This is a genomic window from Microbulbifer regidiadema (SeqCode), assembly GCF_052466995.1.
Genome location: NZ_CP174297.1, coordinates 617,615 through 638,340 on the forward strand (window position 1 = coordinate 617,615; position 20,726 = coordinate 638,340).

At 54.2% G+C, this 20,726-nt stretch carries 24 protein-coding genes; 23 read left to right on the forward strand and 1 reads right to left on the reverse strand.

The features are described 5' to 3' along the window. Positions 1-283 precede the first annotated feature (283 nt). Both rluC and ACJJIK_RS02660 read left to right on the forward strand, forming a co-directional pair. Complete coding sequence (gene rluC / locus ACJJIK_RS02655; protein ID WP_444931305.1) at positions 284-1,279, forward strand: 23S rRNA pseudouridine(955/2504/2580) synthase RluC; 996 nt, start codon at positions 284-286, stop codon at positions 1,277-1,279. Positions 1,280-1,293: 14 nt separating this feature from the next. Next, positions 1,294-1,935 carry an HAD-IA family hydrolase gene (locus tag ACJJIK_RS02660; RefSeq protein WP_444931304.1) on the forward strand — a complete coding sequence of 214 codons (642 nt, stop codon included), beginning with the start codon at positions 1,294-1,296 and terminating at the stop codon, positions 1,933-1,935. Here the strand turns inward: ACJJIK_RS02660 and ACJJIK_RS02665 are convergent. Beyond that, complete coding sequence (locus ACJJIK_RS02665) at positions 1,932-2,528, reverse strand: Maf family protein (RefSeq protein WP_444944124.1); 597 nt, start codon at positions 2,526-2,528, stop codon at positions 1,932-1,934. The two genes, ACJJIK_RS02660 and ACJJIK_RS02665, sit on opposite strands and share 4 nt — an antisense overlap. Positions 2,529-2,633: 105 nt before the next feature. Between ACJJIK_RS02665 and ACJJIK_RS02670 the strand changes: the two genes are divergently transcribed. The 21 genes from ACJJIK_RS02670 (at position 2,634) to ACJJIK_RS02770 (ending at position 20,534) form a co-directional block, all read left to right on the forward strand. Beyond that, entirely contained in the window at positions 2,634-3,176 is a 543-nt protein-coding gene (locus tag ACJJIK_RS02670; RefSeq protein ID WP_444944125.1) for a YceD family protein, read from the forward strand. Positions 3,177-3,249: 73 nt separating this feature from the next. Next, positions 3,250-3,444 (forward strand): 50S ribosomal protein L32, encoded by a 195-nt coding sequence (gene rpmF, locus ACJJIK_RS02675; protein WP_108733564.1) that lies wholly within the window; start codon positions 3,250-3,252, stop codon positions 3,442-3,444. 3 nt (positions 3,445-3,447) lie between these two features. Continuing rightward, complete coding sequence (gene plsX, locus ACJJIK_RS02680) at positions 3,448-4,506, forward strand: phosphate acyltransferase PlsX (RefSeq protein ID WP_444931301.1); 1,059 nt, start codon at positions 3,448-3,450, stop codon at positions 4,504-4,506. 50 nt (positions 4,507-4,556) lie between these two features. After that, positions 4,557-5,501 carry an ACP S-malonyltransferase gene (fabD, locus tag ACJJIK_RS02685; RefSeq protein WP_444944126.1) on the forward strand — a complete coding sequence of 315 codons (945 nt, stop codon included), beginning with the start codon at positions 4,557-4,559 and terminating at the stop codon, positions 5,499-5,501. A 41-nt stretch (positions 5,502-5,542) separates the two neighbouring features. Continuing rightward, on the forward strand, positions 5,543-6,298 hold the full coding sequence (fabG, locus tag ACJJIK_RS02690) for a 3-oxoacyl-ACP reductase FabG (RefSeq protein ID WP_444944127.1): 756 nt from the start codon (positions 5,543-5,545) through the stop codon (positions 6,296-6,298). A gap of 225 nt (positions 6,299-6,523) precedes the next feature. After that, on the forward strand, positions 6,524-6,760 hold the full coding sequence (gene acpP, locus ACJJIK_RS02695) for an acyl carrier protein (protein WP_152453358.1): 237 nt from the start codon (positions 6,524-6,526) through the stop codon (positions 6,758-6,760). Positions 6,761-6,949: 189 nt separating this feature from the next. Beyond that, entirely contained in the window at positions 6,950-8,191 is a 1,242-nt protein-coding gene (gene fabF, locus ACJJIK_RS02700) for a beta-ketoacyl-ACP synthase II (RefSeq protein ID WP_444931298.1), read from the forward strand. 45 nt (positions 8,192-8,236) lie between these two features. Continuing rightward, complete coding sequence (locus ACJJIK_RS02705; RefSeq protein WP_444944128.1) at positions 8,237-9,007, forward strand: aminotransferase class IV; 771 nt, start codon at positions 8,237-8,239, stop codon at positions 9,005-9,007. Further along, positions 9,004-10,068 carry an endolytic transglycosylase MltG gene (gene mltG / locus ACJJIK_RS02710; protein WP_444944129.1) on the forward strand — a complete coding sequence of 355 codons (1,065 nt, stop codon included), beginning with the start codon at positions 9,004-9,006 and terminating at the stop codon, positions 10,066-10,068. The genes ACJJIK_RS02705 and mltG overlap by 4 nt, the downstream gene beginning before the upstream one ends. Further along, a complete protein-coding gene (gene tmk, locus ACJJIK_RS02715; RefSeq protein WP_444931295.1) occupies positions 10,068-10,688 on the forward strand; it encodes a dTMP kinase in 621 nt (206 codons plus the stop codon). The genes mltG and tmk overlap by 1 nt, the downstream gene beginning before the upstream one ends. 59 nt (positions 10,689-10,747) lie before the next feature. Next, on the forward strand, positions 10,748-11,773 hold the full coding sequence (locus ACJJIK_RS02720; RefSeq protein WP_444944130.1) for a DNA polymerase III subunit delta': 1,026 nt from the start codon (positions 10,748-10,750) through the stop codon (positions 11,771-11,773). 105 nt (positions 11,774-11,878) lie between these two features. Continuing rightward, positions 11,879-12,232, forward strand: a complete 354-nt coding sequence (locus ACJJIK_RS02725) for a PilZ domain-containing protein (protein WP_108733558.1) — start codon at positions 11,879-11,881, stop codon at positions 12,230-12,232. A 7-nt stretch (positions 12,233-12,239) separates the two neighbouring features. Then, positions 12,240-13,016 carry a TatD family hydrolase gene (locus ACJJIK_RS02730; RefSeq protein ID WP_444944131.1) on the forward strand — a complete coding sequence of 259 codons (777 nt, stop codon included), beginning with the start codon at positions 12,240-12,242 and terminating at the stop codon, positions 13,014-13,016. 27 nt (positions 13,017-13,043) lie between these two features. Continuing rightward, positions 13,044-13,667, forward strand: a complete 624-nt coding sequence (locus ACJJIK_RS02735; RefSeq protein ID WP_444932318.1) for a dUTP diphosphatase — start codon at positions 13,044-13,046, stop codon at positions 13,665-13,667. A gap of 133 nt (positions 13,668-13,800) precedes the next feature. Continuing rightward, positions 13,801-14,781 (forward strand): malate dehydrogenase, encoded by a 981-nt coding sequence (locus ACJJIK_RS02740; protein ID WP_444931292.1) that lies wholly within the window; start codon positions 13,801-13,803, stop codon positions 14,779-14,781. 173 nt (positions 14,782-14,954) lie between these two features. Further along, positions 14,955-15,476, forward strand: a complete 522-nt coding sequence (locus ACJJIK_RS02745) for a DUF2244 domain-containing protein (RefSeq protein WP_444944132.1) — start codon at positions 14,955-14,957, stop codon at positions 15,474-15,476. Between the two features lie 83 nt (positions 15,477-15,559). Continuing rightward, positions 15,560-16,036, forward strand: a complete 477-nt coding sequence (gene bcp / locus ACJJIK_RS02750; RefSeq protein WP_444931290.1) for a thioredoxin-dependent thiol peroxidase — start codon at positions 15,560-15,562, stop codon at positions 16,034-16,036. A gap of 421 nt (positions 16,037-16,457) precedes the next feature. Further along, entirely contained in the window at positions 16,458-16,904 is a 447-nt protein-coding gene (locus ACJJIK_RS02755) for a helix-turn-helix domain-containing protein (RefSeq protein WP_444931288.1), read from the forward strand. 111 nt (positions 16,905-17,015) lie between these two features. After that, entirely contained in the window at positions 17,016-17,348 is a 333-nt protein-coding gene (gene yajC / locus ACJJIK_RS02760) for a preprotein translocase subunit YajC (RefSeq protein WP_020415218.1), read from the forward strand. A 393-nt stretch (positions 17,349-17,741) separates the two neighbouring features. Next, entirely contained in the window at positions 17,742-18,767 is a 1,026-nt protein-coding gene (locus tag ACJJIK_RS02765) for a D-cysteine desulfhydrase family protein (RefSeq protein ID WP_444931287.1), read from the forward strand. A gap of 108 nt (positions 18,768-18,875) precedes the next feature. After that, complete coding sequence (locus ACJJIK_RS02770) at positions 18,876-20,534, forward strand: alanine/glycine:cation symporter family protein (protein WP_444931286.1); 1,659 nt, start codon at positions 18,876-18,878, stop codon at positions 20,532-20,534. Positions 20,535-20,726: the final 192 nt, after the last annotated feature.

Sequence of the window (20,726 nt, forward strand, 5' to 3'; positions counted from 1 at the left end):
CCGTCTTACCTTCGCGATAATTACCCGCGTAACTGCGAGCTGTTGTTGCCGGTGAGCTCCCCTCAGGTTCTGGTAGTTGGGGGATGCCTCAACGGCTAAGTTTCATCAATGACGCGGCATCCCCGCGCACCGACCGAATGGCGATATTTTCTCCGAAGCCACGACTGTCTCTTCATGTGGGAAGCCGCCGGTGACTGAAAATACGCCGAATTCAGGACGGCCGAATATAGCACGGGCCGGGAGGTGCTTCAATTGTATCCCCGGCAGCGCTATGATGCGCGTCATGCGAAGTATACCCCCCCAAAAAAAGGCTCCGGCCGAGACCCCATCAAAAACCTCAACTCCATCTGGCGGCGTACAGTTTTTAACTGTGCCTGAAGAGCTGGCGGGACAGAGGATCGACAATTTCCTTCTGGCGCGCCTCAAGGGTGTGCCCCGTTCACGTATATACCGAATCCTGCGTAAGGGCGAGGTAAGGGTAAATAAAGGTCGAATAAAGGCTGAATACAAGTTAAAGGCGGGCGATATGGTGCGCGTGCCGCCAATTCGTGTCGCCGAGCAGTCGGAGGCGCCTCTGGCTGGAGAATCTCTGCGCCAGTTGATTCAAGAGTCCATACTCTACGATAAGCATGGGCTGATGGTGATCAACAAGCCATCGGGCCTTGCGGTCCACGGCGGTAGCGGTGTCAGGCTGGGCCTGATCGAAGTTTTACGGCAGATGTTTCCGCAGAGCCCGTTTATCGAGCTGGTCCACCGCCTGGACCGGGATACCAGCGGTGCCATTATGGTGGCCCGCAAGCGCTCGGTGCTACAGCATGTGCAGTCGGAGTTGCGGGCCGGGCGCGTTGGCAAGTCCTATCGGGCGCTGGCGGTGGGTAAATGGCCGCGAGGCCGCCGGGTTATCGAGGCGCCCCTGCGTAAAAACACGCTGAAAAGCGGTGAGCGGATGGTGTCGGTGCACCCGGAGGGAAAACCTTCGGAGACCCGTTTCGGGCTGATCGAGCGATTCCCTGCGGCGACCCTGCTGTCGGCGGAGCCGGTTACCGGGCGGACACATCAGATTCGTGTCCACGCACAATTTGTCGGTTGCCCTCTGGCGGGGGATAGTAAGTACACGCCGGATGAGGTTAATCGAGAGTTTCGCGAGCGGGGCCTTAAGCGTTTGTTTTTACACTCGGCGTCGGTGCGCTGTTCGCTGCCCGATGGCTCCAAGGTCGAGGTGGAGGCACCCCTACCGGCAGAGCTGGATGCAGTGTTAAACCGATTGCGGCAAGAGTAGGGCGTTGTATCGTTATGTTGGTTGTCCTCGATTGGGATGGAACGGTTTGTAATTCTGAGGCGCGCATCGTCGAGTGTATGCTGCGCGCGGCGGAGCGAGCGGGGCTGCCGGTGCTGGCCCCTGAGGCGGTAAGCAATATTATCGGGCTCGGTTTGCCGGAGGCGATTTCTTCCCTTTTTCCAGAGGCTGCCAGCGATGAAAGGCTCGCCCTGCGCGAGTTCTACTTCGAGGAGTGGATGCTCGCCCGGGTTGACCCCCTTCCTTTATTTGAGGGGGTTTTGGACACCTTGGATCGGCTGTTGTGCGGCGGTCACCGGTTGGCGGTGGCTACTGGCAAGAGTCGGCGCGGTCTCAATCGGGAGCTTGAAGAGCACGGGCTCGGACATCTATTTGCGGCAAGCCGCTGCGCAGATGAAACCGCTTCCAAGCCGGACCCCTTAATGCTGAATGAATTGCTAGATGAAACCGGATGCACCCCGGAAGGGGCGGTTATGGTGGGAGATACCGTGTACGACCTGGAGATGGCGGCGGCCATAGGTATGCCCTCCATCGGTGTGAGTTACGGCGCCCACTGCCCGACCCGGTTAAGGGATTGCGGTCCCAGGGTTATTATTGATCGTTTTCCCGAGCTGCTCAGCTGGCCCCCGTTGCTCTAGGTGCTCTGCGGGCCCAGTGGGTCGATAGCGAAGTGATTTAGCATGGCCGTTAGGCGGATAAGCGGCAGTCCAACCAGGGTGTTGATGTCCTTCCCTTCCAGTTTCTCAAACAGGGCGATACCCAGCCCCTCCACCTTGAATGAGCCGGCGCAATCGTAGGGTTGCTCCAGCTCGACATAGCGCTCGATTTGCGCGTTACTCAGTTGGCGAAAGTAGACGGTAAAAGTTTCGACACAGCTCAGCTGTTCCCCGCTGGCGCTGTTTAGCAGGCTCAGGCCGGTGTGGAAGGCCACTTTTTCACCGTTGCAGGCTAGCAGCTGCTTGATGGCGCGCTCTCTGTTTTCAGGTTTGCCGAGAATTTGTCCTCTGCAGGAGGCGACCTGGTCTGAGCCGATAATAAGCGCCTCGGGGTGTCTGTCGCGCAGGGCGCGGGCCTTCTCGCTAGCGAGGCGCTGGGCGAGTGCGTGCGCATCCTCTCCTGCGAGAGGTGTTTCATCTATATGGGGTGAATCCTGCTGAAAGGGGATGCCTAACTGCTGTAGTAGTGATCTGCGGTAAGGTGAGCTGGAGGCTAGTATCAGAGGGAGGGGCATTCTGGTGAATTTTCCGCTGGTCGAGTGGATGTTTATGACCGGGTGATACTGCAATGTCTGATTTGTTTTGACAAGGGTGGGGCGAGTCCATAGAATTGCGCGCTTATGTCGATAGCCCCCTCTAAATCAGTATTACCAAAGAGCATTGATGCTCGGAAATTGGTGCAGCGAGAGCAGTTGCTCGATGGCGTTTTGCCGTTGGAGTCCCTGCCTCGGGTCAGTAGTGCAGTTGAGTCTGTCCACGGACAGATTTCTGCTGAGTTGCAGTTCGAGCGAGACTTGCAAGGTCACCAAACCGTGAGCGGCAAAGTCCAGCTTGCGGTTGATCTTTTGTGTCAGCGCTGTCTTGCGCCGGTCCACGAGCAGATCGAGGCTCGGTTTAGCTGGGGTATCGTATGGACTGAGGAGCAGGGTAAGGCCCTGCCCAAAGATCTGGACCCGGTGATCCAGGACGGCGATGAGCTGGACTTGCACCAAATCCTTGAAGATGAAATTTTGCTCAATTTGCCAATGGTGGCCTATCACCAGGAAGAATGTGTCTCCAAGGAGAGCTTTCATTTTGGTGATGAAGTTGCCGAGGCGGATGAGCAACAGGCAAACCCCTTTAAAGTGCTGGAGCAGTTGAAGGGTTCGTCGGGTAAACCTTAGGTTTTCCGATGAGTTTGGGCTCGCCGGTAGGCGCCCCGGTTCCAGTGAAATTTGTTTATTTTAGGAGCTAGCAATGGCTGTTCAACAAAACAAGAAGACTCGTTCCCGTCGCGGTATGCGCCGTTCCCACGATGCGCTGGGCGCAGGTGCTACCCTTTCCGTCGATCCGACTACCGGTGAAAAGCACCGTCGTCACCACGTGACCAAAGACGGTTTCTACCGTGGTCGCAAAGTGATCGAAGTTAGCGGCGGCTCTGAAGAAGAGTAAGCTTTGTCCAGCCAATTGCGATTGGCCGTGGATGCAATGGGCGGGGACTTAGGTCCCCGCTCTGTCGTTCCGGCCTGTATTAGATTCCTTCAACACTTCCCCAAGGCGCAGCTAAAGCTATTTGGCCCGCGTGCAGAACTTCAGGCTTTGGTTCAGCAAGAGCTGCAGCTTCACCGTCGCCGCATTACCCGCCGTCTCGAAATCGTCCACTGCGAGCAAATCATCACGCAAGAGTGCAATCCGTTGCAGGCGGTTCGCCACAAGCGCGATTCAACCATGGCTATGGCCTTGAAGAGCGTTGCCTCAGGAGAGGCGCAGGCTGCGGTCACTTCCGGTAATACCGGTGCCCTGCTGGCGCTGAGCCGCAGTATCCTCGGCAATATTCAAGGTGTTAGGAAGCCGGCGCTCGGTAAGTCTGTACCTTCGGGGATGGGCTCCTGTTACCTGTTGGATCTCGGAGCCAATGTGGATTGCAGTGCTGAGGATTTGCTTCAGTTTGCCCGTATGGGTATCGAGGCTCAGCGCATTCACACCGCGCGCAAGAGCGTAAAGGATATCAGGGTGGCGCTGCTCAATATCGGGGCGGAGGCGCACAAGGGCAGTGCGGAAATTCGCCGGGCGGCAGAGTTGCTCCATGCGGACCCCGGGGTCAATTATGTCGGCTTTGTCGAGGGCCATGATATTTTTGCCGGTTCGGTAGATGTGGTTGTTTGCGATGGCCTGATGGGCAATGTTGCAATGAAATCTGCCGAGGGTGTCATTAGACTAATGGGTCAAAAAGCGTTCACAATCGAGAAAAGAGGGTGTTTTAAGCGTTTTTTTGGCCAATTGGCCATAAAGCTGTTGCGAAAATGGCGTACACAGGTGGAACCTGCTCGCTATAATGGCGCCAGCTTTGTAGGGGTAAAGGGCAACGTGATCAAGAGTCACGGCGGTGCCAGCAGCGAAGCTTTTTATCGGGCGATGGTTACGGCGAAGGAGTGTGCCGACGCTGACCTGGCCGCCAGGGTTGATGCCGCTATGGCGCAATCCGGCGAAAGGCGCTCCATGGATGAAGGGTAAGAAGTCGTATCCCTTACTGAAATCAGCCACATTTAGGTTAAGGACATCTTATGACCAATGCTGCACTTGCATTTGTCTTTCCGGGGCAGGGTTCCCAGAAGATAGGTATGCTTTCTGAGATTGCCCAAGAGGCGCCTGAGATTCAGGCGACCTTTGCCGAGGCTTCAGATGTGCTCGGTTATGACCTCTGGGACCTGTGCCAGAATGGCGAGCAGGAGGCGATTAACCTCACCCAGCGCACCCAACCCCTCTTACTGACTTCCAGTGTTGCCCTCTATCGCTTGTGGCGCGCTCGCGGCGGTGTCCAGCCGGCATTTATGGCGGGCCACAGCCTGGGCGAGTGGTCTGCGCTGGTGTGTTCGGGAGTGCTTGGGTTTAAAGATGCCGTTCACCTGGTTTGCGAGCGCGGTCGCCTGATGCAAGAGGCGGTCCCCGCAGGGGAGGGCGCTATGGCGGCGATCATCGGTCTCGAGGATAAAGCTGTCGAAGAGGCGTGCTCCGCTTCTGCCGAGAGTGAAGTGGTTGCCGCAGTGAACTATAACTCTCCCGGCCAGATTGTTATCGCCGGCAGCGGTGCGGCAGTGCAGCGCGCTATTGAGGCTTGTAAGGCTGCCGGTGCCAAGAAGGCTATGCCTCTTCCGGTGAGTGCGCCATTTCACACCGAGCTGATGCGCCCGGCAGCGGAAAAGTTAACCTCTCAAATTGAGGCGACAAAATTTAACGCGCCAGAGATTCCTGTCGTACACAATGTCCACGCCGAGCTTGAGGCGGCGCCGGGAAAAATTAAATCGCTGATGATTGAGCAGATTTACAGCCCGGTGCGCTGGACAGCTTGTGCGCAAAAAATTATCGCCTCTGGCGTAGAGCAGATGGTCGAGTGTGGTCCGGGTAAAGTTTTATCCGGTCTGATCAAGCGTGTCGATCGAAGCGTTTCCAGCCATGCAATCGACAGTCCCAGTAACTTTAATGAAGCCCTGCGAGCTACAGCGGTTTAAGCCGCTCGAAGCAGTTCAGAATCGAAAAAGGATAAGTGAGAATGACCTTACAGATTTCCCTTCAGGGTAAAGTGGCCTTGGTGACTGGCGCCAGTCGCGGTATTGGTGCGGCAATTGCGGATATGTTGGGCGGTATGGGTGCTACAGTGGTTGGCACTGCCACCAGTGAGTCCGGCGCTGAAAAAATTAGTGCTCGCTTTACTGAGGCGGGTATTTCCGGTGCGGGAAAAGTGCTGGATGTAACCGATGGCGAAAGTATTTCTGAGTTTCACGCCGCCGTTAAAAATGAGTTTGGTGCTCCCACCATCCTGGTCAATAATGCGGGCATCACCAAGGATAACTTGTTGATGCGCATGAAGGACGATGAGTGGGAGTCAGTTGTCAACACCAATTTGACAGCGGTCTATCGCATGAGTAAGGCTTGCCTGCGGGATATGACCAAGGCGCGATGGGGGCGGATTATTAATATCAGCTCCGTCGTCGGCAGTATGGGTAATGCCGGTCAGAGCAATTATGCGGCGACCAAAGCGGGGGTGGCAGGCTTTGCCCGCTCTCTGGCTTCAGAGGTGGGTTCCCGTGGAATCACCGTAAATACTGTAGCTCCCGGTTTTATTGATACTGATATGACAAAAGTCTTGCCCGAGGCGCAACGCGAACTGCTTCTGGGCAAGATTCCTCTCGCTAGACTCGGTAAGCCCGAAGAGATCGCCTCGGTGGTTTCCTTCCTGGCCAGCGATGCGGGGGGCTATGTCACCGGTGAGACAATCCATGTCAACGGCGGTATGTACATGGCGTAGTTTGTGTTTCAGAATGTCTCTTTAACCTATTGATTTTAGAGATATTTTTGTGTTGGCTGCGGGTGTTCAGAGGCCGCACATTACATCCCGAAAAACTTGGGGTACAATGGCCTCTGAATTATCCAAAAGCTGTGAGAGCCGGTCGTTATCACCAACAATATTGGATACGGTGAAAGACAATAGCGACTAAAACAGATTTTTACCCACTAGGAGTTAAATTGAATCATGAGCAGCATTGAAGAGCGCGTTAAAAAGATCGTTGCTGAACAACTGGGCGTTAAGGAAGAAGACGTTAAGCCTGAAGCCTCTTTTGTTGAAGATCTGGGCGCTGACTCACTCGACACAGTTGAGCTGGTAATGGCTTTGGAAGAGGAATTCGAAACCGAAATCCCCGATGAAGAAGCCGAGAAAATCACTACTGTTCAGCTGGCAATCGACTACATCAAGGACAACCTTGGTTAATTCCTGCTGGGTAGTTTAGGCTCGGCAGCTCAATATGCTGTACTAGCCAAGCGATTCTGAAAGCCGTTCTATGTTTCATAGTGCGGCTTTCTTTTTGTTGGAGCTGTGAAATCGTGACTGCTGGCCGGGTTTTGTTCTTTTAACTGCATTGGCGCTGGGCGGTAGTAAAAAATTTTAGGGGGAAGTGTAGTGTCACAAAGGAGAGTTGTTGTAACCGGAATGGGGGCTGTTAGCCCGCTGGGTAACACCCTAGAAGATACATGGTCCGGGGTTTTACAGGGGGCAAATGGCGCTGCTCCGATCGATACATTTGATGTCTCATCTTTTTCGACCCGCTTTGCCGCTACTGTAAAAGATTTTGATCCCACACCATATATGCCCGCAAAAGACGCGCGCAAGATGGATACTTTTTTGCAGTACGGGCTGGTTGCCGGTATTCAGGCTATGCAAGATAGCGGCCTGGAAGTTACCGAAGCGCTCGGACCGCGCGTGGGCACCTGCATCGGTTCCGGTATGGGGGGTATTCAGGCCATTGAAGACAATTCATTGCTAATTGCGGAAAAGGGCCCTCGCCGCGTATCTCCTTTCTTTGTACCTGGTGCCATTATCAATATGGTGGCGGGTAACCTGTCGATTAAATACGGCCTCAAAGGCCCCAATCTTGCAGTGACAACAGCCTGTACTACGGGAACCCACGCAATTGGCCTCGGTGTCCGTGCAATTCAGCACGGTGATGCGGATGTGATGGTCTGTGGTGGTGCAGAGATGGTTACCACCCCGGTGGGGCTCGGCGGCTTCTGTGCGGCCAGGGCGCTGTCGACTCGCAATGATGATCCGCAATCTGCCAGTCGCCCCTGGGATAAAGACCGCGATGGTTTTGTATTGGGTGAGGGGGCAGCGGTACTTGTTTTAGAGGAGTACGAAAGCGCCAAGGCGCGGGGCGCGAAAATTTATGCGGAAGTTGCCGGCTTTGGTATGAGTGGCGATGCCTACCATATGACCTCCCCACCGGAAGATGGCGCTGGCGCTGCACTGTCGATGGCGAATGCCCTGAGAGATTCCGGTATGAGCCCCAGTGATATTCAGTATGTCAACGCCCACGGCACCTCGACAGTGTTGGGGGATAAGGCTGAGGTCCTGGCGGTACAGAAAGTATTTGGCGCCGCAGTGGATTCACTGGCGGTGAGCTCTACCAAGTCCATGACGGGCCACCTGCTGGGCGCTGCCGGAGCCATTGAGGCTGTGTTCTCGGTGCTGTCGCTGCGCGATCAGGTTGCCCCTCCTACAATCAATCTCTTCTCTCCGGATGAGGTCTGCGCCGGTATCAATCTGGTACCCCATGAGGCGCAATCAATGGCGATCAATGCGGTCCTCTCTAACTCCTTTGGTTTCGGTGGCACCAACGGGTCACTGATATTCAAGCGAGTCTAATTTCTGCGCCCACCTTGCGGTGGGCACACCTGCCTTGGGGATTCCATGGACCAGTTACCTCAAATGTACTTTCGGGGGCTGGCCGCTGATCAGTTGCCAGATGATGCTGATTACGCGGGTGGAATCCTCGAAACAATGCGCTGTCACAACAAAAGTCTCCCGCTTTGGTCTTTGCACCGTGCTCGTCTGGAGCGCTCAGGCGTGCTCGATAAAGCCGGTCTGGGGGACATTGAGCGGTTGACGCTAGAATTGGCTGCTGACTGCCCTTGGCCCGAGGCTATTGCCCGCTTGCGCACCGGTCTTGTCGATGGGCAAAGGTGTTGGGATCTGACCCTTCGGCCCCTGGATTTGACCGCTGAGGCACAGGTGGGCGCCAGGTTATACCCCTGTTCGACCCGCTTACCAATAGATAGTAATTCGAACCAGGGCTGCAAAACTTTGCTCCGCAACCGATATAATGCGGCAAAAGCGGAGCTGCCAGAAGGGCAGTTTCTCGATGGATTGATGCTGGACTCTGCCGGAAGGGTAATCGAAAGCTTGCGCTGTAATATTCTGGCCCGGTTTGGTCGGGACTGGGTGACGCCGGCGCTGCACCGCTGCGGTGTTCACGGCGTGATGCGGCATTGGCTTTTGCCGCACCTCCACTGGCAGGAGCGCGACATAAATCTTTCAGAGCTCTGTGGGGCCGATGAGCTGGTCCTTTGCAACAGTGTCCGGGGTGTATTGCCGGTGATCGAGATCATCGGTTACAAAAATTGGGCTGTGGGTTCGGAGACTCGCAGGCTACAGAAGCTGATATTGGATAAATTGTGGTGAAGAAAAAGCAAGCGAGTTTCGCTTGGCGGGTATTAAAGCTGTTGTTTGGCGGGCTGGTACTGGCCTGCTTGGTTGCCGTAGCTTCCCTTTGGGTGGCCAGGGAGGCCCTGGAGTCTCCTCTGCCGATCGGGCAGGAGGGGCTTAAACTCCAAGTGGAAAAGGGCGGCAGTCTGTCTCGGACACTGCGAAGCTTGCACGGGGAGGGCGTTATCCAGTGGCCGCAGATACTTCTCGCCTACGCCTACTGGGAGGGGACAACAGAAATCCATTCCGGCGAGTACCTGGTCCCCTTCGGCAGTAGTGCGCGGGATCTGATGGCGCGCCTGAATCGCGGCGAAGTCACCCGCTATCGGGTCACCTTGCTGGAGGGCTGGACTTTTCGCCAGGCCCTGCAACAAATCCGCTCCGGGGAAAGTGTTGTCCAGTCTGAAGCGGGCAGTGATATCCGTGCGGCCGCCCGGGCACTGGGCCTAGAGGAGCATCAGGTTGAGGGTTGGATTTTTCCAGATACCTACGTCTATCGCTCCGGTACTACAGACGTAGAATTGCTGCGTCAGGCCCATGATCGGATGCGACAAGTCCTGGATGAGGAGTGGCAGTTAAAAGGGGATAACCTGCCCTATAAGTCTCCCTATGAGGCTTTAATCATGGCCTCGATTATCGAAAAAGAGACCGGCCAGCCCTCCGAGCGCAGTGAAATAGCCGGTGTTTTTGTACGCAGGCTCAATATGGGGATGCGCTTGCAAACAGACCCCACGGTTATCTATGGCCTGGGTGAGGATTTTGACGGGAATTTGACTCGCACCCACCTGCGTCAGCCAACACCGTATAATACCTATGTTATCAATGGCCTTCCCCCCACGCCGATTGCCCTGCCCGGGCGGGCGGCAATTCGGGCCGCTTTAAATCCGAAGCCCGGCAAGAGTTTGTATTTTGTCGGCAAAGGGGATGGCTCCCATCATTTCTCAGCAACTCTGACCGAGCACAACCGTGCGGTGCGGGAGTATCAGCTGAAGAGGCGGGCGGATTATCGCTCGAGTCCGGCAAAAGGAAAAAATTAGTGTCGCACGGCAAGTTCATTACCCTCGAGGGTGTAGAGGGCGTGGGGAAGTCGACCAACTTACTCTTTATCACCGAGTGGCTCAAAAAGCACAATATTAAGTTTGTTCAGACCCGGGAGCCCGGGGGCACGCCGCTGGCGGAGCAGCTGCGCGAGCTGCTGTTGAGCAAGCGGGAAGAGGCGGTTGATCCCACCGCAGAGCTACTGATGGTGTTTGCAGCCCGAGCCCAGCATCTGTCGCAGGTTATTTTGCCCGCCTTGAGGCGCGGGGAGTGGGTGATTTGTGATCGCTTTACCGATGCCACCTATGCCTACCAGGGCGGTGGCCGCAAGCTGGATCGACAGTTGATCGAGCAGCTGGAGCAGACAGTGCAGGGAGATTTACGCCCCGATAAAGTGCTGTTGCTGGATCTCGATCCCGAAGTGGGGCTACAGCGAGCTGCGCGCACCGGCGAGGCCGATCGTTTTGAAAGTGAACATCTCGCGTTCTTTCAGCGGGTGCGCGCCGCCTATCGCGAGCGCGCTGAAGCGGCGCCAGCCCATTATGCGATAGTGGATGCCGGCCAACCGCTGCAACAGGTGCAGGTGGACCTGGCCAGGCAGCTGGAGCTATTGCTTTAAATGCTAGCGGCGCTATCTTGCGCCCTGAGCTTCTTCTTAAATGATAAAAACTATGGCTGATGTCCGTGCCTGAAACTTTTGAGTATAAATCGATACCGGTACCTTTACCCTGGCACTCCGAGCAATGGCAGCGATTGGGTTTGCAGTTGCAGGCGGACCGCTGTCCGCACGCTTTGCTGTTGACGGGGCCGGAGGGCTTGGGCAAGCGCCAGTTTGCAGCGGCCTTTACTGCGCTGGCTCTATGTGAGCAGCCGAGGGCGGGGCAGGCCTGTGGGGAGTGTAAGGATTGCCGCCTGTGGATGGCGGGCTCGCACCCTGACTTCCTGCAAGTTGAGCCCGAAAAGCCCGGTGGTCCTTTGAAGGTGGAGCAAATCCGCCAGCTGGGTAACTTTGTTTCTCGCACCAGTGGACGGGGCGGGGCGCGCTTGGTTTGGTTGTCGCCGGCGGAGGCCATGAATATCAACGCGGCTAATGCCCTGTTGAAAAACTTAGAAGAGCCGGCGTCCTCCGTTATCTTTGTGCTGATCACCGATGCGCCCACAGGCCTTTTGCCGACAATTAGAAGTCGCTGCCAGTCCATTGCTTTTCCACCGCCAAGCGAAGAGGTCGCGCTACAGTGGTTGTACGGCAGTGGTCTTGAAGAGCCGCTGGCGCAGCGCGTATTGACCCTGGCTGGCGGGGCGCCACTACTGGCTGCCGAACTGGCGGAGCCCAAGTCGAGGGAGGTGCGCGAGCAGTTCTTCAAAGACCTGGTAGCTGTGGCCGAGGGGATGGCGAGCCCTGTTTCTAGCGCGGGCCGCTGGGAGACGCCAGCCGACGGTGTGGAGCTGGTCCAGCTGTTACTTTTCTGGCAGCACTGGTTGACCCAGATGGCGCAGATTCGCAGCTGTGACCTCAGCGGTGATACCCAGCTAATGGCCCTGTTGCAGAGGTTGCCGGGGGCGGGGGAGCAGAGCCTGCAATCGGTTTTTGCCTTCTACGATCACCTGCTCCAGGCGCGCAAAGGATTGTTGGGGAACGCCAACCCGAATCGTCGCCTGCTGTTGGAAGAACTGTTTATCCGCTGGGCAAAACTTTTTGCCTAGACGTGCCGCCCCAGCCGGGGTGGCTCTGTGACGCTGTCTGGACACGGGCAGCGGGCTTAGATAAGTTAGCGCATCATTTAAGAAATATTAACATTGAGGTTGTCCATGAAAGCCATGGGAGGCGGTGCCCGCAACGGCATCCTGTCACTGAAAATCCAGGATAAATCGGTGCTCTATGCGGCCTATATGCCCTTCGTAAAGAATGGTGGCCTGTTTATTAGTACGGATAAGTCGTACAGCCTCGGCGATGAGGTTTTTCTGCTTTTGAGTTTGATGGATGAGCCGGAGAAAATTCCGGTTGCCGGCAAGGTGATTTGGATCACCCCTAATGGGGCTCAGGGCAACCGCACTCCCGGTATCGGAGTTCAATTTGGCGATAAGGACAATATCGCGCAAAACAAGATTGAAACCCACCTGGCGGGAACCTTAGAATCCAGCCGCCCAACCCATACGTTGTAATTCTCCCATGCTTGTTGATTCTCACTGTCACCTGGACAGGCTTAAGCTCGATAAATTTGACGGCGACTTGGATGCCGTGCTGGACCTGGCTCGCAGTCGCGGCGTTGGCAAATTTCTCTGTGTCGGTATCAGTCTGGAAAATGCCGATGCCGTTGTTGAAATTGCATCCCGCTACGAGGATGTAGTCTGCTCTGTTGGTGTACATCCGCTGGATGTCGATTCCGGTATGGCCGATGTTGAGCGACTGGTGGAAATGGCTAATCAGCCCGGTGTCGTCGCACTGGGGGAGACGGGGCTCGATTACTACTACAGTACCGATACCCAGGAAACCCAGCAGCAGAGTTTTATCGCACACCTCAAGGCGGCGGGGCAGGCTGAACTCCCCGTTATTGTACACACGAGAGATGCGCGGGAAGATACGCTGGCCCTGATTAAAGAGCACGGCAATACCAATACGGCAGGTGTTCTGCACTGCTTTACCGAGAGCTGGGACATGGCTAAGGCCGCTCTGGATCTCAATTACTATATTTCTTTGTCCGGTATCGTCACGTTTAAAAATGCCGAGGAGCTGCGGGATGTTGCCCGCAAGCTGCCGCTGGATCGCCTGCTGGTTGAGACTGACTCCCCTTATTTGGCGCCAGTGCCCTATCGGGGCAAGCCCAATATTCCGGCCTACGTCCGTGAAGTGGCGGAATTTATCGCTGATTTACGCGGTATTCCCTACGAGCAGCTGGCCGAGATTACCTCAGAAAACTTTTTCAGATTATTCCCCCGGGCAGTTTGATCCGGATCTATTGGATGTACCCCTATGATGAAGCAGCAGTTGCAAGTCATGCTGACTCTGCAAGATGAGATTAATACGGTAGTTAATGAAAACTGGCGTGAGCAAAACTTTGCCTGGTACCGCGCAATTTGGGTGGAAAGTGCAGAGCTGCTGGATCACTACGGTTGGAAGTGGTGGAAAAAGCAACTTCCGGAAATGGATCAGGTAAAGCTTGAGCTGGTGGATATCTGGCATTTCGGTTTGAGCCTGGAATTGCAAAAAGGCTCTCCGCAGGAAGTGGCTGAAATCATGCTGAAGGCGTTTGCAGATTCCGAGCGCACAGCGGGCGATTTCCGTGAAAACCTCGAGTCTTTCACCCTCAACACCCTGGCGGGCAAGCAGTTTGATGTGGCTGGTTTTGCTCAATTATTGGCCGATGCAGAAATGTCTTTTGCCGAGTTGTACCAGCGATATGTTGGTAAAAATGTACTCAACCGATTCCGTCAGGATAACGGCTACAAAGATGGCAGCTATGTGAAAAACTGGGCGGGCCGCGAAGACAATGAGCACCTTGCGGAAATTGCCGGACTTTTGGACGCATCTGCCGCTGATTACAGCGAGCAGGTGTACAAGGCTTTGCAAGAACGCTACCGGGAATTGGCGCTGACATAATCACTCGCAAAGACTGTCCATTACAGTCTGAGAGGTTTTGTCATACAAATTGAGCCGCTATTTCGCCTGTGTAAGATGAAATTTACTCGCGAAGCCCTATAATGCGGCCGCTTACAAACGAGGGAGAACTATCGTGAAAGCACCTGTACGTGTTGCTGTTACCGGCGCTGCCGGTCAGATTAGCTATTCGCTGCTGTTCCGCATCGCCTCTGGCGAAATGTTGGGTAAAGATCAGCCAGTTATTCTGCAATTGCTGGAAATCACCCCAGCACTGGAAGCGCTGAAAGGCGTTGCCATGGAGCTTGAAGACTGCGCTTTCCCGCTGCTCGCGGGTATCGTTCAGTCCGATGACGCTACCGTTGCGTTCAAAGATGCCGACTACGCTTTGCTGGTAGGTGCGCGCCCCCGTGGACCGGGTATGGAGCGTAAGGACCTGCTGGAAGCTAACGCTGCTATCTTCTCTGCGCAGGGTAAAGCCCTGAACGACGTTGCTTCTCGTAACGTAAAAGTATTGGTTGTTGGCAACCCGGCGAACACCAATGCCCTGATCGCTCAGCGCAATGCACCAGACCTGGATCCGCGTAACTTCACCGCGATGACCCGTCTGGACCACAACCGCGCTCTGTCCCAGTTGGCCAACAAAACGGATTCCAGCGTTAACGACATTACCCATATGACCATTTGGGGTAACCACTCTTCCACTCAGTACCCAGACCTGCATCAAGTGAAGGTTTCCGGTGCTGCGGCTATGGATCAAGTGGAGCAGGAGTGGTACGAAAACGACTTCATCCCCACTGTTCAACAGCGCGGTGCGGCTATTATTAAAGCCCGTGGCGCTTCCTCTGCGGCTTCCGCTGCCAACGCTGCCATCGACCATATGCGCGATTGGGCTCTGGGCACCGCTGAAGGTGACTGGACCAGCATGGCTGTATTCAGCGATGGTTCTTACGGCATTCAGGAAGGCCTGATTTACTCTTTCCCTTGCACCTGCAAAGACGGCGACTGGGAAATTGTTCAGGGCGTTGACATCAACGACTTCTCCCGCGAGAAAATGTCTGCTACCGAGCAGGAGCTGGCGGAAGAGCGTGATGCAGTAGCACACTTGCTGCCGTAATAAGGCGTGGCCTGCCTCGGGCTTTGCCCGGGGCGCACCCCAAAACCCACACCTTGGTGTGGGTTTTTTTATGCCTGAAACTTGCGCTGCGGGGCCCGCTGGCCTGGATCTCAGTGTGGGCGGCCGCTGTCGGCACTACACTAGCTGTATATGTCTGCCGGAGTGTACCTGCTATGGTCACTGAAGTTGGACGCAACACCGCCCGTTGTGCCTGTATCCTATTACAGCCCAACCAGTCCCTGTCCCTCTCCGGCAACCTGTGGGTGTTCTTCTCTCTGGTTGGGGTGTCTCTCGGTATTAGTCTCGCTTTTGCACTGGCCGGTGCCTGGATGATTCTGCCTTTTGCCGGGATTGAAATGCTCCTGTTGGGTGTCCTTTTTACCTATGTATACCTTGAGGGTACTCGCCGGGAAGTGATACGTATTAGTGAAAAGCGGGTAATACTGGATTGCTGTAAAGGATTTCGGCAGCAGACGGTGTATCACCGGGAGTTCGACCGCGACAAGCTGGCAGTTCTTGTGCGTATGGGAAGCACCGTTACTGAAATGGCCTCGGTTAATTTTAGCGGTCCGGAGGGCTGTCTTGAGATTGGGACATTCCTCTCTGAAGCAGAGAAAGCTGAGTTGGTACAAAAGTTGGGTCGCTTTGGTATTTGCGCCAGGAAAGAGAAGGAGTTTCGCTTGCAGCAGTTCTGATTTTTACTTTGAGCTGACGTCCCATTTGTTTCTTTTCGCTATAATCCCCGCTTTACTTCAATAAGCTTCATAGGGGATATCAGATGGCTTTTCCGAAGATCGGTAATTTGGCACCGGCTTTTACGCTGACCAACCAAAGTGGCGAGAAGGTGTCGCTTAAGGATTTTCGTGACAAAAGTCATGTTGTCCTCTACTTTTACCCGAAGGCACTGACTCCCGGCTGCACCACTCAGGCATGTGGTATTCGCGATAGTGCGGCAGAATTTAACAGCGCCAACACCGTTGTCCTGGGGGTAAGCCCAGATCCGGAAGCCAAGTTGCAGCGCTTTATCGACAAGCACGAACTGAACTTTGATTTGTTGTCCGATGAAGATCACAAAATTGCAGACAAATATGGCTGCTGGGGTCTGAAAAAGTTTATGGGCAAAGAGTATATGGGGCTCCTGCGGACTACTTTTATTATCGATAAGAGCGGGCGTCTTCGCCACATTATCGACAAGGTGAAAACCAAAACCCACGACACCGATGTGTTGAATTGGATTGGCGAGAATCTGGATTAATTGCCAGACTCTAGACTCTGAGGGGCGGAGCTGGCCTGGTGTTAGGTTTACCAGAGTTCCATTTTTCAGACTTAAAGGCGACAGGTAAGTGCTGAAAGTTCGTTTTTTTGGCTCTTGATACACAATAAGATGAAAAAAGGCACTGTCGCCCCTTGCTTTCTTAATTCTTGGTCTATACTGGCAGTTGTAAAGGAAAGGTGCGCCGGCTAGAGAGAGTCTCTCTGTGGGAATTGCCGGAGCGGTTAGTTTAAAAATTGTACATCTCTGTGAAGGATTCGATGTCTGTTTTTGGTGCATCCCGCATCATGTAGTCGTCCGCCGAAGTTGATGTTGTGTTGGTGTGGGCAGGGGCAGCCGGGATTTGCTGGATGCGGACATAGAAAAATAACTGCGGCTCACGGAACTCAAAAGGAGCAGCTCGATGAACCATACTCAGCCCGACCAGACTTCGCTCTCTGAAGACAAATCACTTCAGCAGGCCAGAATATCCGGAGAATCGAATATTCTCGACCAGCTGTTGGCTCCCCCCGAAGCAACCAGTTTTGGTATTGCTGCGCGGGTGATAGATGTGCTGGAGCAGCGTATCGGTAAGGCCTCTCTTGCTATTCGCCCGGTAGCGTCCGACTTAAGCATGTCCACCCGGACTCTGCAGCGCCGGTTGCAGGAACACAACCTCAGCTTTGCATCTTTACGTGACCACGTCCGTTTTCGTCACGCTGTGCATTTCCTCAAAGATACTGCGCTGAGTGTTGATGGAATTTCACGCATTCTCGACTTTTCAGATAGGACGAGCTTTACCAGCGCCTTCAAGCGTTGGACCGGGATGTCTCCTACTGGCTACCGCCGGCAGGTCCGCCAGCGGTTCTGAGTGTGGATGGATTTGGCCGGTCTCGATGGGATCGGCCCAATCCGTTGCCTCGGCGAGGCAAACCCGTTAGAGTTGGCGGCAATTTAATAGGCTGACTCTTTGAGGTTTTGCATGAGCTTTTTTATCCCCTCTGCTATGGCACAGCAAGCGGCGCCTGCACCGCAGGGTAATCCCATGATAACCCTGCTGATGTTTGCAGGTTTGTTTGCGTTTATGTGGTTTTTTATTATTCGCCCACAGCGCAAGCGCCAGAAAGAGCATCAAGAGCTGGTTGGCGCTCTGAAAAAGGGTGACGAAGTTGTGATGAGCAGCGGGATGCTGGGTCGCGTCGACAAGGTCGACGAGGACTACATCGTACTGGAAGTTGCAGACAATATGTCTTTAAAGTTCCAGAAAGTAGCTGTGCATGCAGTATTGCCCAAAGGTACGATTAAAAAGATCTAATCCCTTTTCGGGTTAATCTTTTAGTGTCGCACCTTATAAAAAGCCTGGCTGTCGCCGGGCTTTTTTGTATCTGCTGATAGGGCTGCTGACCGAGTGAGCCGGCAATCTCCCTGTCGGCCTTAAAAGCTATAGGGGCTGGGTGCTTGTGTTGCAGGCGATGAAATTCCTGCACCGCGCAAAAAATAGTCGGCGGGGCACAAAGTGAAGAGCAGGTAGAGAAGATAGGTTTTCTATCTGTGAAAAATTGGCTCTCTGCTGTTGTATCGAGGAGTTGTATCGAGGAGTTGTATCGAGCAATCCGAACTCAGGGGGAGGGTAATTTTTCAGTGATCAGTATCCTTGTATAGGGTAGTCTCATAGCTCAATAACCGACCAGTGCAGGTTTGATCCTCCGTGCTTAAGAGCTTACCAATACCGCTGCCTGAGCAGTTGCGCCTGGCAAACCTGCCAACACCGCTGCAACCGCTGGAGCGTATCAGTGATCGCTACTCTCGCCCCTATGGTGGACCTACGATTTGGGTGAAGAGGGATGACCTTACCGAGTTCGGTATGTCGGGCAATAAGTTACGCAAACTTGAATTTGTTGCCGCTGAAGCCCGAGCCCAGGGGGCACAGGTTTTGATTACCTGCGGTGGAGTGCAGTCCAACCACTGCCGCACCACAGCTTTGTTGGGCGCTCGCCTGGGGTTCAAAGTGCAATTGATCCTGCGGGGAGAAAGCGATTTAGAGGCGGATGGTAACCTCCTGCTGGACCATCTGGCCGGTGCCGAGATCGCTGTCTACTCAGCAAAAGAGTACGGCCGGGATTTACAGGGGCTGTTTGATGGCTGGGTGGCAGAGTATCAGTCCCGGGGGCACAAATCTTTGTGTATCCCCACCGGTGCTAGCGATGGTCTGGGTATCTGGGGGTATATCGTTGCTTCCCAGGAGCTATTGGCAGATTGTACTCAGCGGGGATTTGTCCCTGATGACATCGTTTGTGCTAGTGGCAGTGGGGGAACCCAGGCGGGACTCACTTTGGGGCACCATCTGTTGCAGGCGAGAACCAAGGTTACGGGTTTTGCCGTTTGCGACAGCGCCAGTTATTTTCGGGAGAAGGTGCGCGAGGATATTTCGCAGTGGATGCAGCGATCGCAAGTCCCTGTGGATTTGCAATCTCTCGAAATCTTAGTCAACGATGACTATAAGGGGCCCGCATACGGCGTAGCGGAGCCCGAGGTGTATCAGACTATACGGGAGCTGGCCCGTTTAGAGGGAATTCTTCTCGATCCGGTCTACACCGGTAAGGCATTTTACGGTCTGCTCCAGGAATTAAAAAAGGGAAAATATAAGGGGGCGAAGCACTTGGTTTTTATCCATACTGGAGGGCAGTTTGGCCTTTTCCCATACCGGGAGCACTTCCATATGGCGGCTGAATAATGCGACATTACTGTTCTAGTGCTGCGTAAGCTGCTAATCTGCGCTACAAATTGCAGTTTAACTGTGCATAAAACAAACAGAAATAAGTCAGAGTAGTGGGGGGTTAGTTTGGATTCCTTTAACAATCTGCTGTTGTTAGTAGACGGCATGCTCGGCTCAGCACCTTGGTTCCCCTGGGTGTTACTTGGAGTCGGTTTCTTTTTCACCATTTATCTCGGTTTTCCGCAGCTCCGCTATTTTGGGCATGCGATTAAGATTGTGCGGGGCAAGTACGACAAGCCTGGCGATCCGGGTGATACCTCCCACTTCCAGGCACTGGCCACAGCGCTGTCGGGTACCGTTGGTACCGGTAATATCGGCGGTGTTGGTTTGGCCATCTTCCTCGGTGGTCCAGCCGCTCTGTTTTGGATGTGGATGACCGCTTTCCTGGGGATGACCACAAAATTTGTGGAAGTTACCCTGTCGCATAAATACCGCATTAAAGCGGCGGATGGTTACTACGCGGGTGGCCCCATGTTTTACATGGAGCGCCGCTTAAACATGAAGTGGCTCGCGGTGCTCTTTGCCATTGCGACGGTTATCTGCTCCTTCGGTACCGGCAGCTTGCCCCAGGTCAACAATATTGCCCAGGCAATGCATGACTCCTTTGGGGTTGAGAAGGCGCTGACTGGCGGTGTCTTGGCAGTTTTGTTGGGTATGGTGATTATTGGCGGTATCACTCGAATCGCTAAGGTAACCTCCACCATTGTCCCCACCATGGCAGTTATCTATGTGATTGGTGCCCTGGCCGTTATTATCTATAACTACGAAAACATTTTGCCGTCCTTTGCGGCTGTTTTCCGCGATGCCTTTACTGGCAGTGCGGCTGTGGGTGGATTCCTGGGGGCGAGCTTTGCCTATGCCTTTAACCGTGGTGTGAACCGTGGTCTCTTCTCGAATGAGGCGGGTCAGGGCTCTGCACCCATTGCTCACGCCGCCGCCCGTGCCGATGAGCCGGTTTCCGAGGGTATGGTTTCTCTGCTGGAACCCTTTATCGACACCATTATCATCTGTACTCTGACCGGGCTTGTTATTCTTTCTTCCGGTGTTTGGAGCGAGAAGCATGAGAACCTGTTTGAAGGTGCGGATACTTACGTTGTAGCGGGTAGCTACGATGAGAAGAATACTCAGGAAGTTGAGCAGTTATTCAAGTATTTGAGTGGCCAGTCCAGCGATGTTAAAGCCTATAACGGCTCTATTGTCGTGACCGATGGCCTCCCTCAAAATAGTCAGGACTTTACCCTGATTCATGCCCGTTCTATTGCCGAAGAATTGAACTTCCGCGTGGGCGAAGACAGCTTTAGCGGTGTTCTGGATGTAAAAGATGGTAAGTTTGCCAATGAGGATGTGGATATCTGGGGCAAATCCCTGGTGCACTCTGTGGCTCTGACCAACCTTGCCTTCCAGCGCGGTTACTTTGGTGAATACGGAGGGTTAATCGTCACCCTGGGTATTCTGTTGTTTGCTTTCTCAACAGCGATTGCCTGGTCTTACTACGGTGACCGTTCAATGGTTTACCTCTTTGGCCCCAAAGCGGTGATGCCCTACCGAATTGTGTATGTTATTGCATTCTTCTGGGCAGCGATTGAGGACACTACGGTAATCTGGAACCTCTCTGCGGTAGCCATTGTGATTATGACCTTGCCCAACCTGTTTGGTATTACTGTGTTGGCCAAGGAGATGAAAGATACGGTGAGAGACTACTGGAAAGATTCAAGTCATAAGTAAGTTGGCTTGGGTTTAATTAGGTAGTCATACCTGAATGCCAGTCAGTGAAGCTGACTGGCATTTTTTTTAGGGGTCTTATAGTTCCCATCTTTTGCTGCCCCTGGGGGATTGTGTTCTTGCTCGGCGCCAAGGCCGGCGATGGTGTTTTGGCAGCTGAGATAGGGCGTTGATTGGTTGTCGCTCAGTTTATAG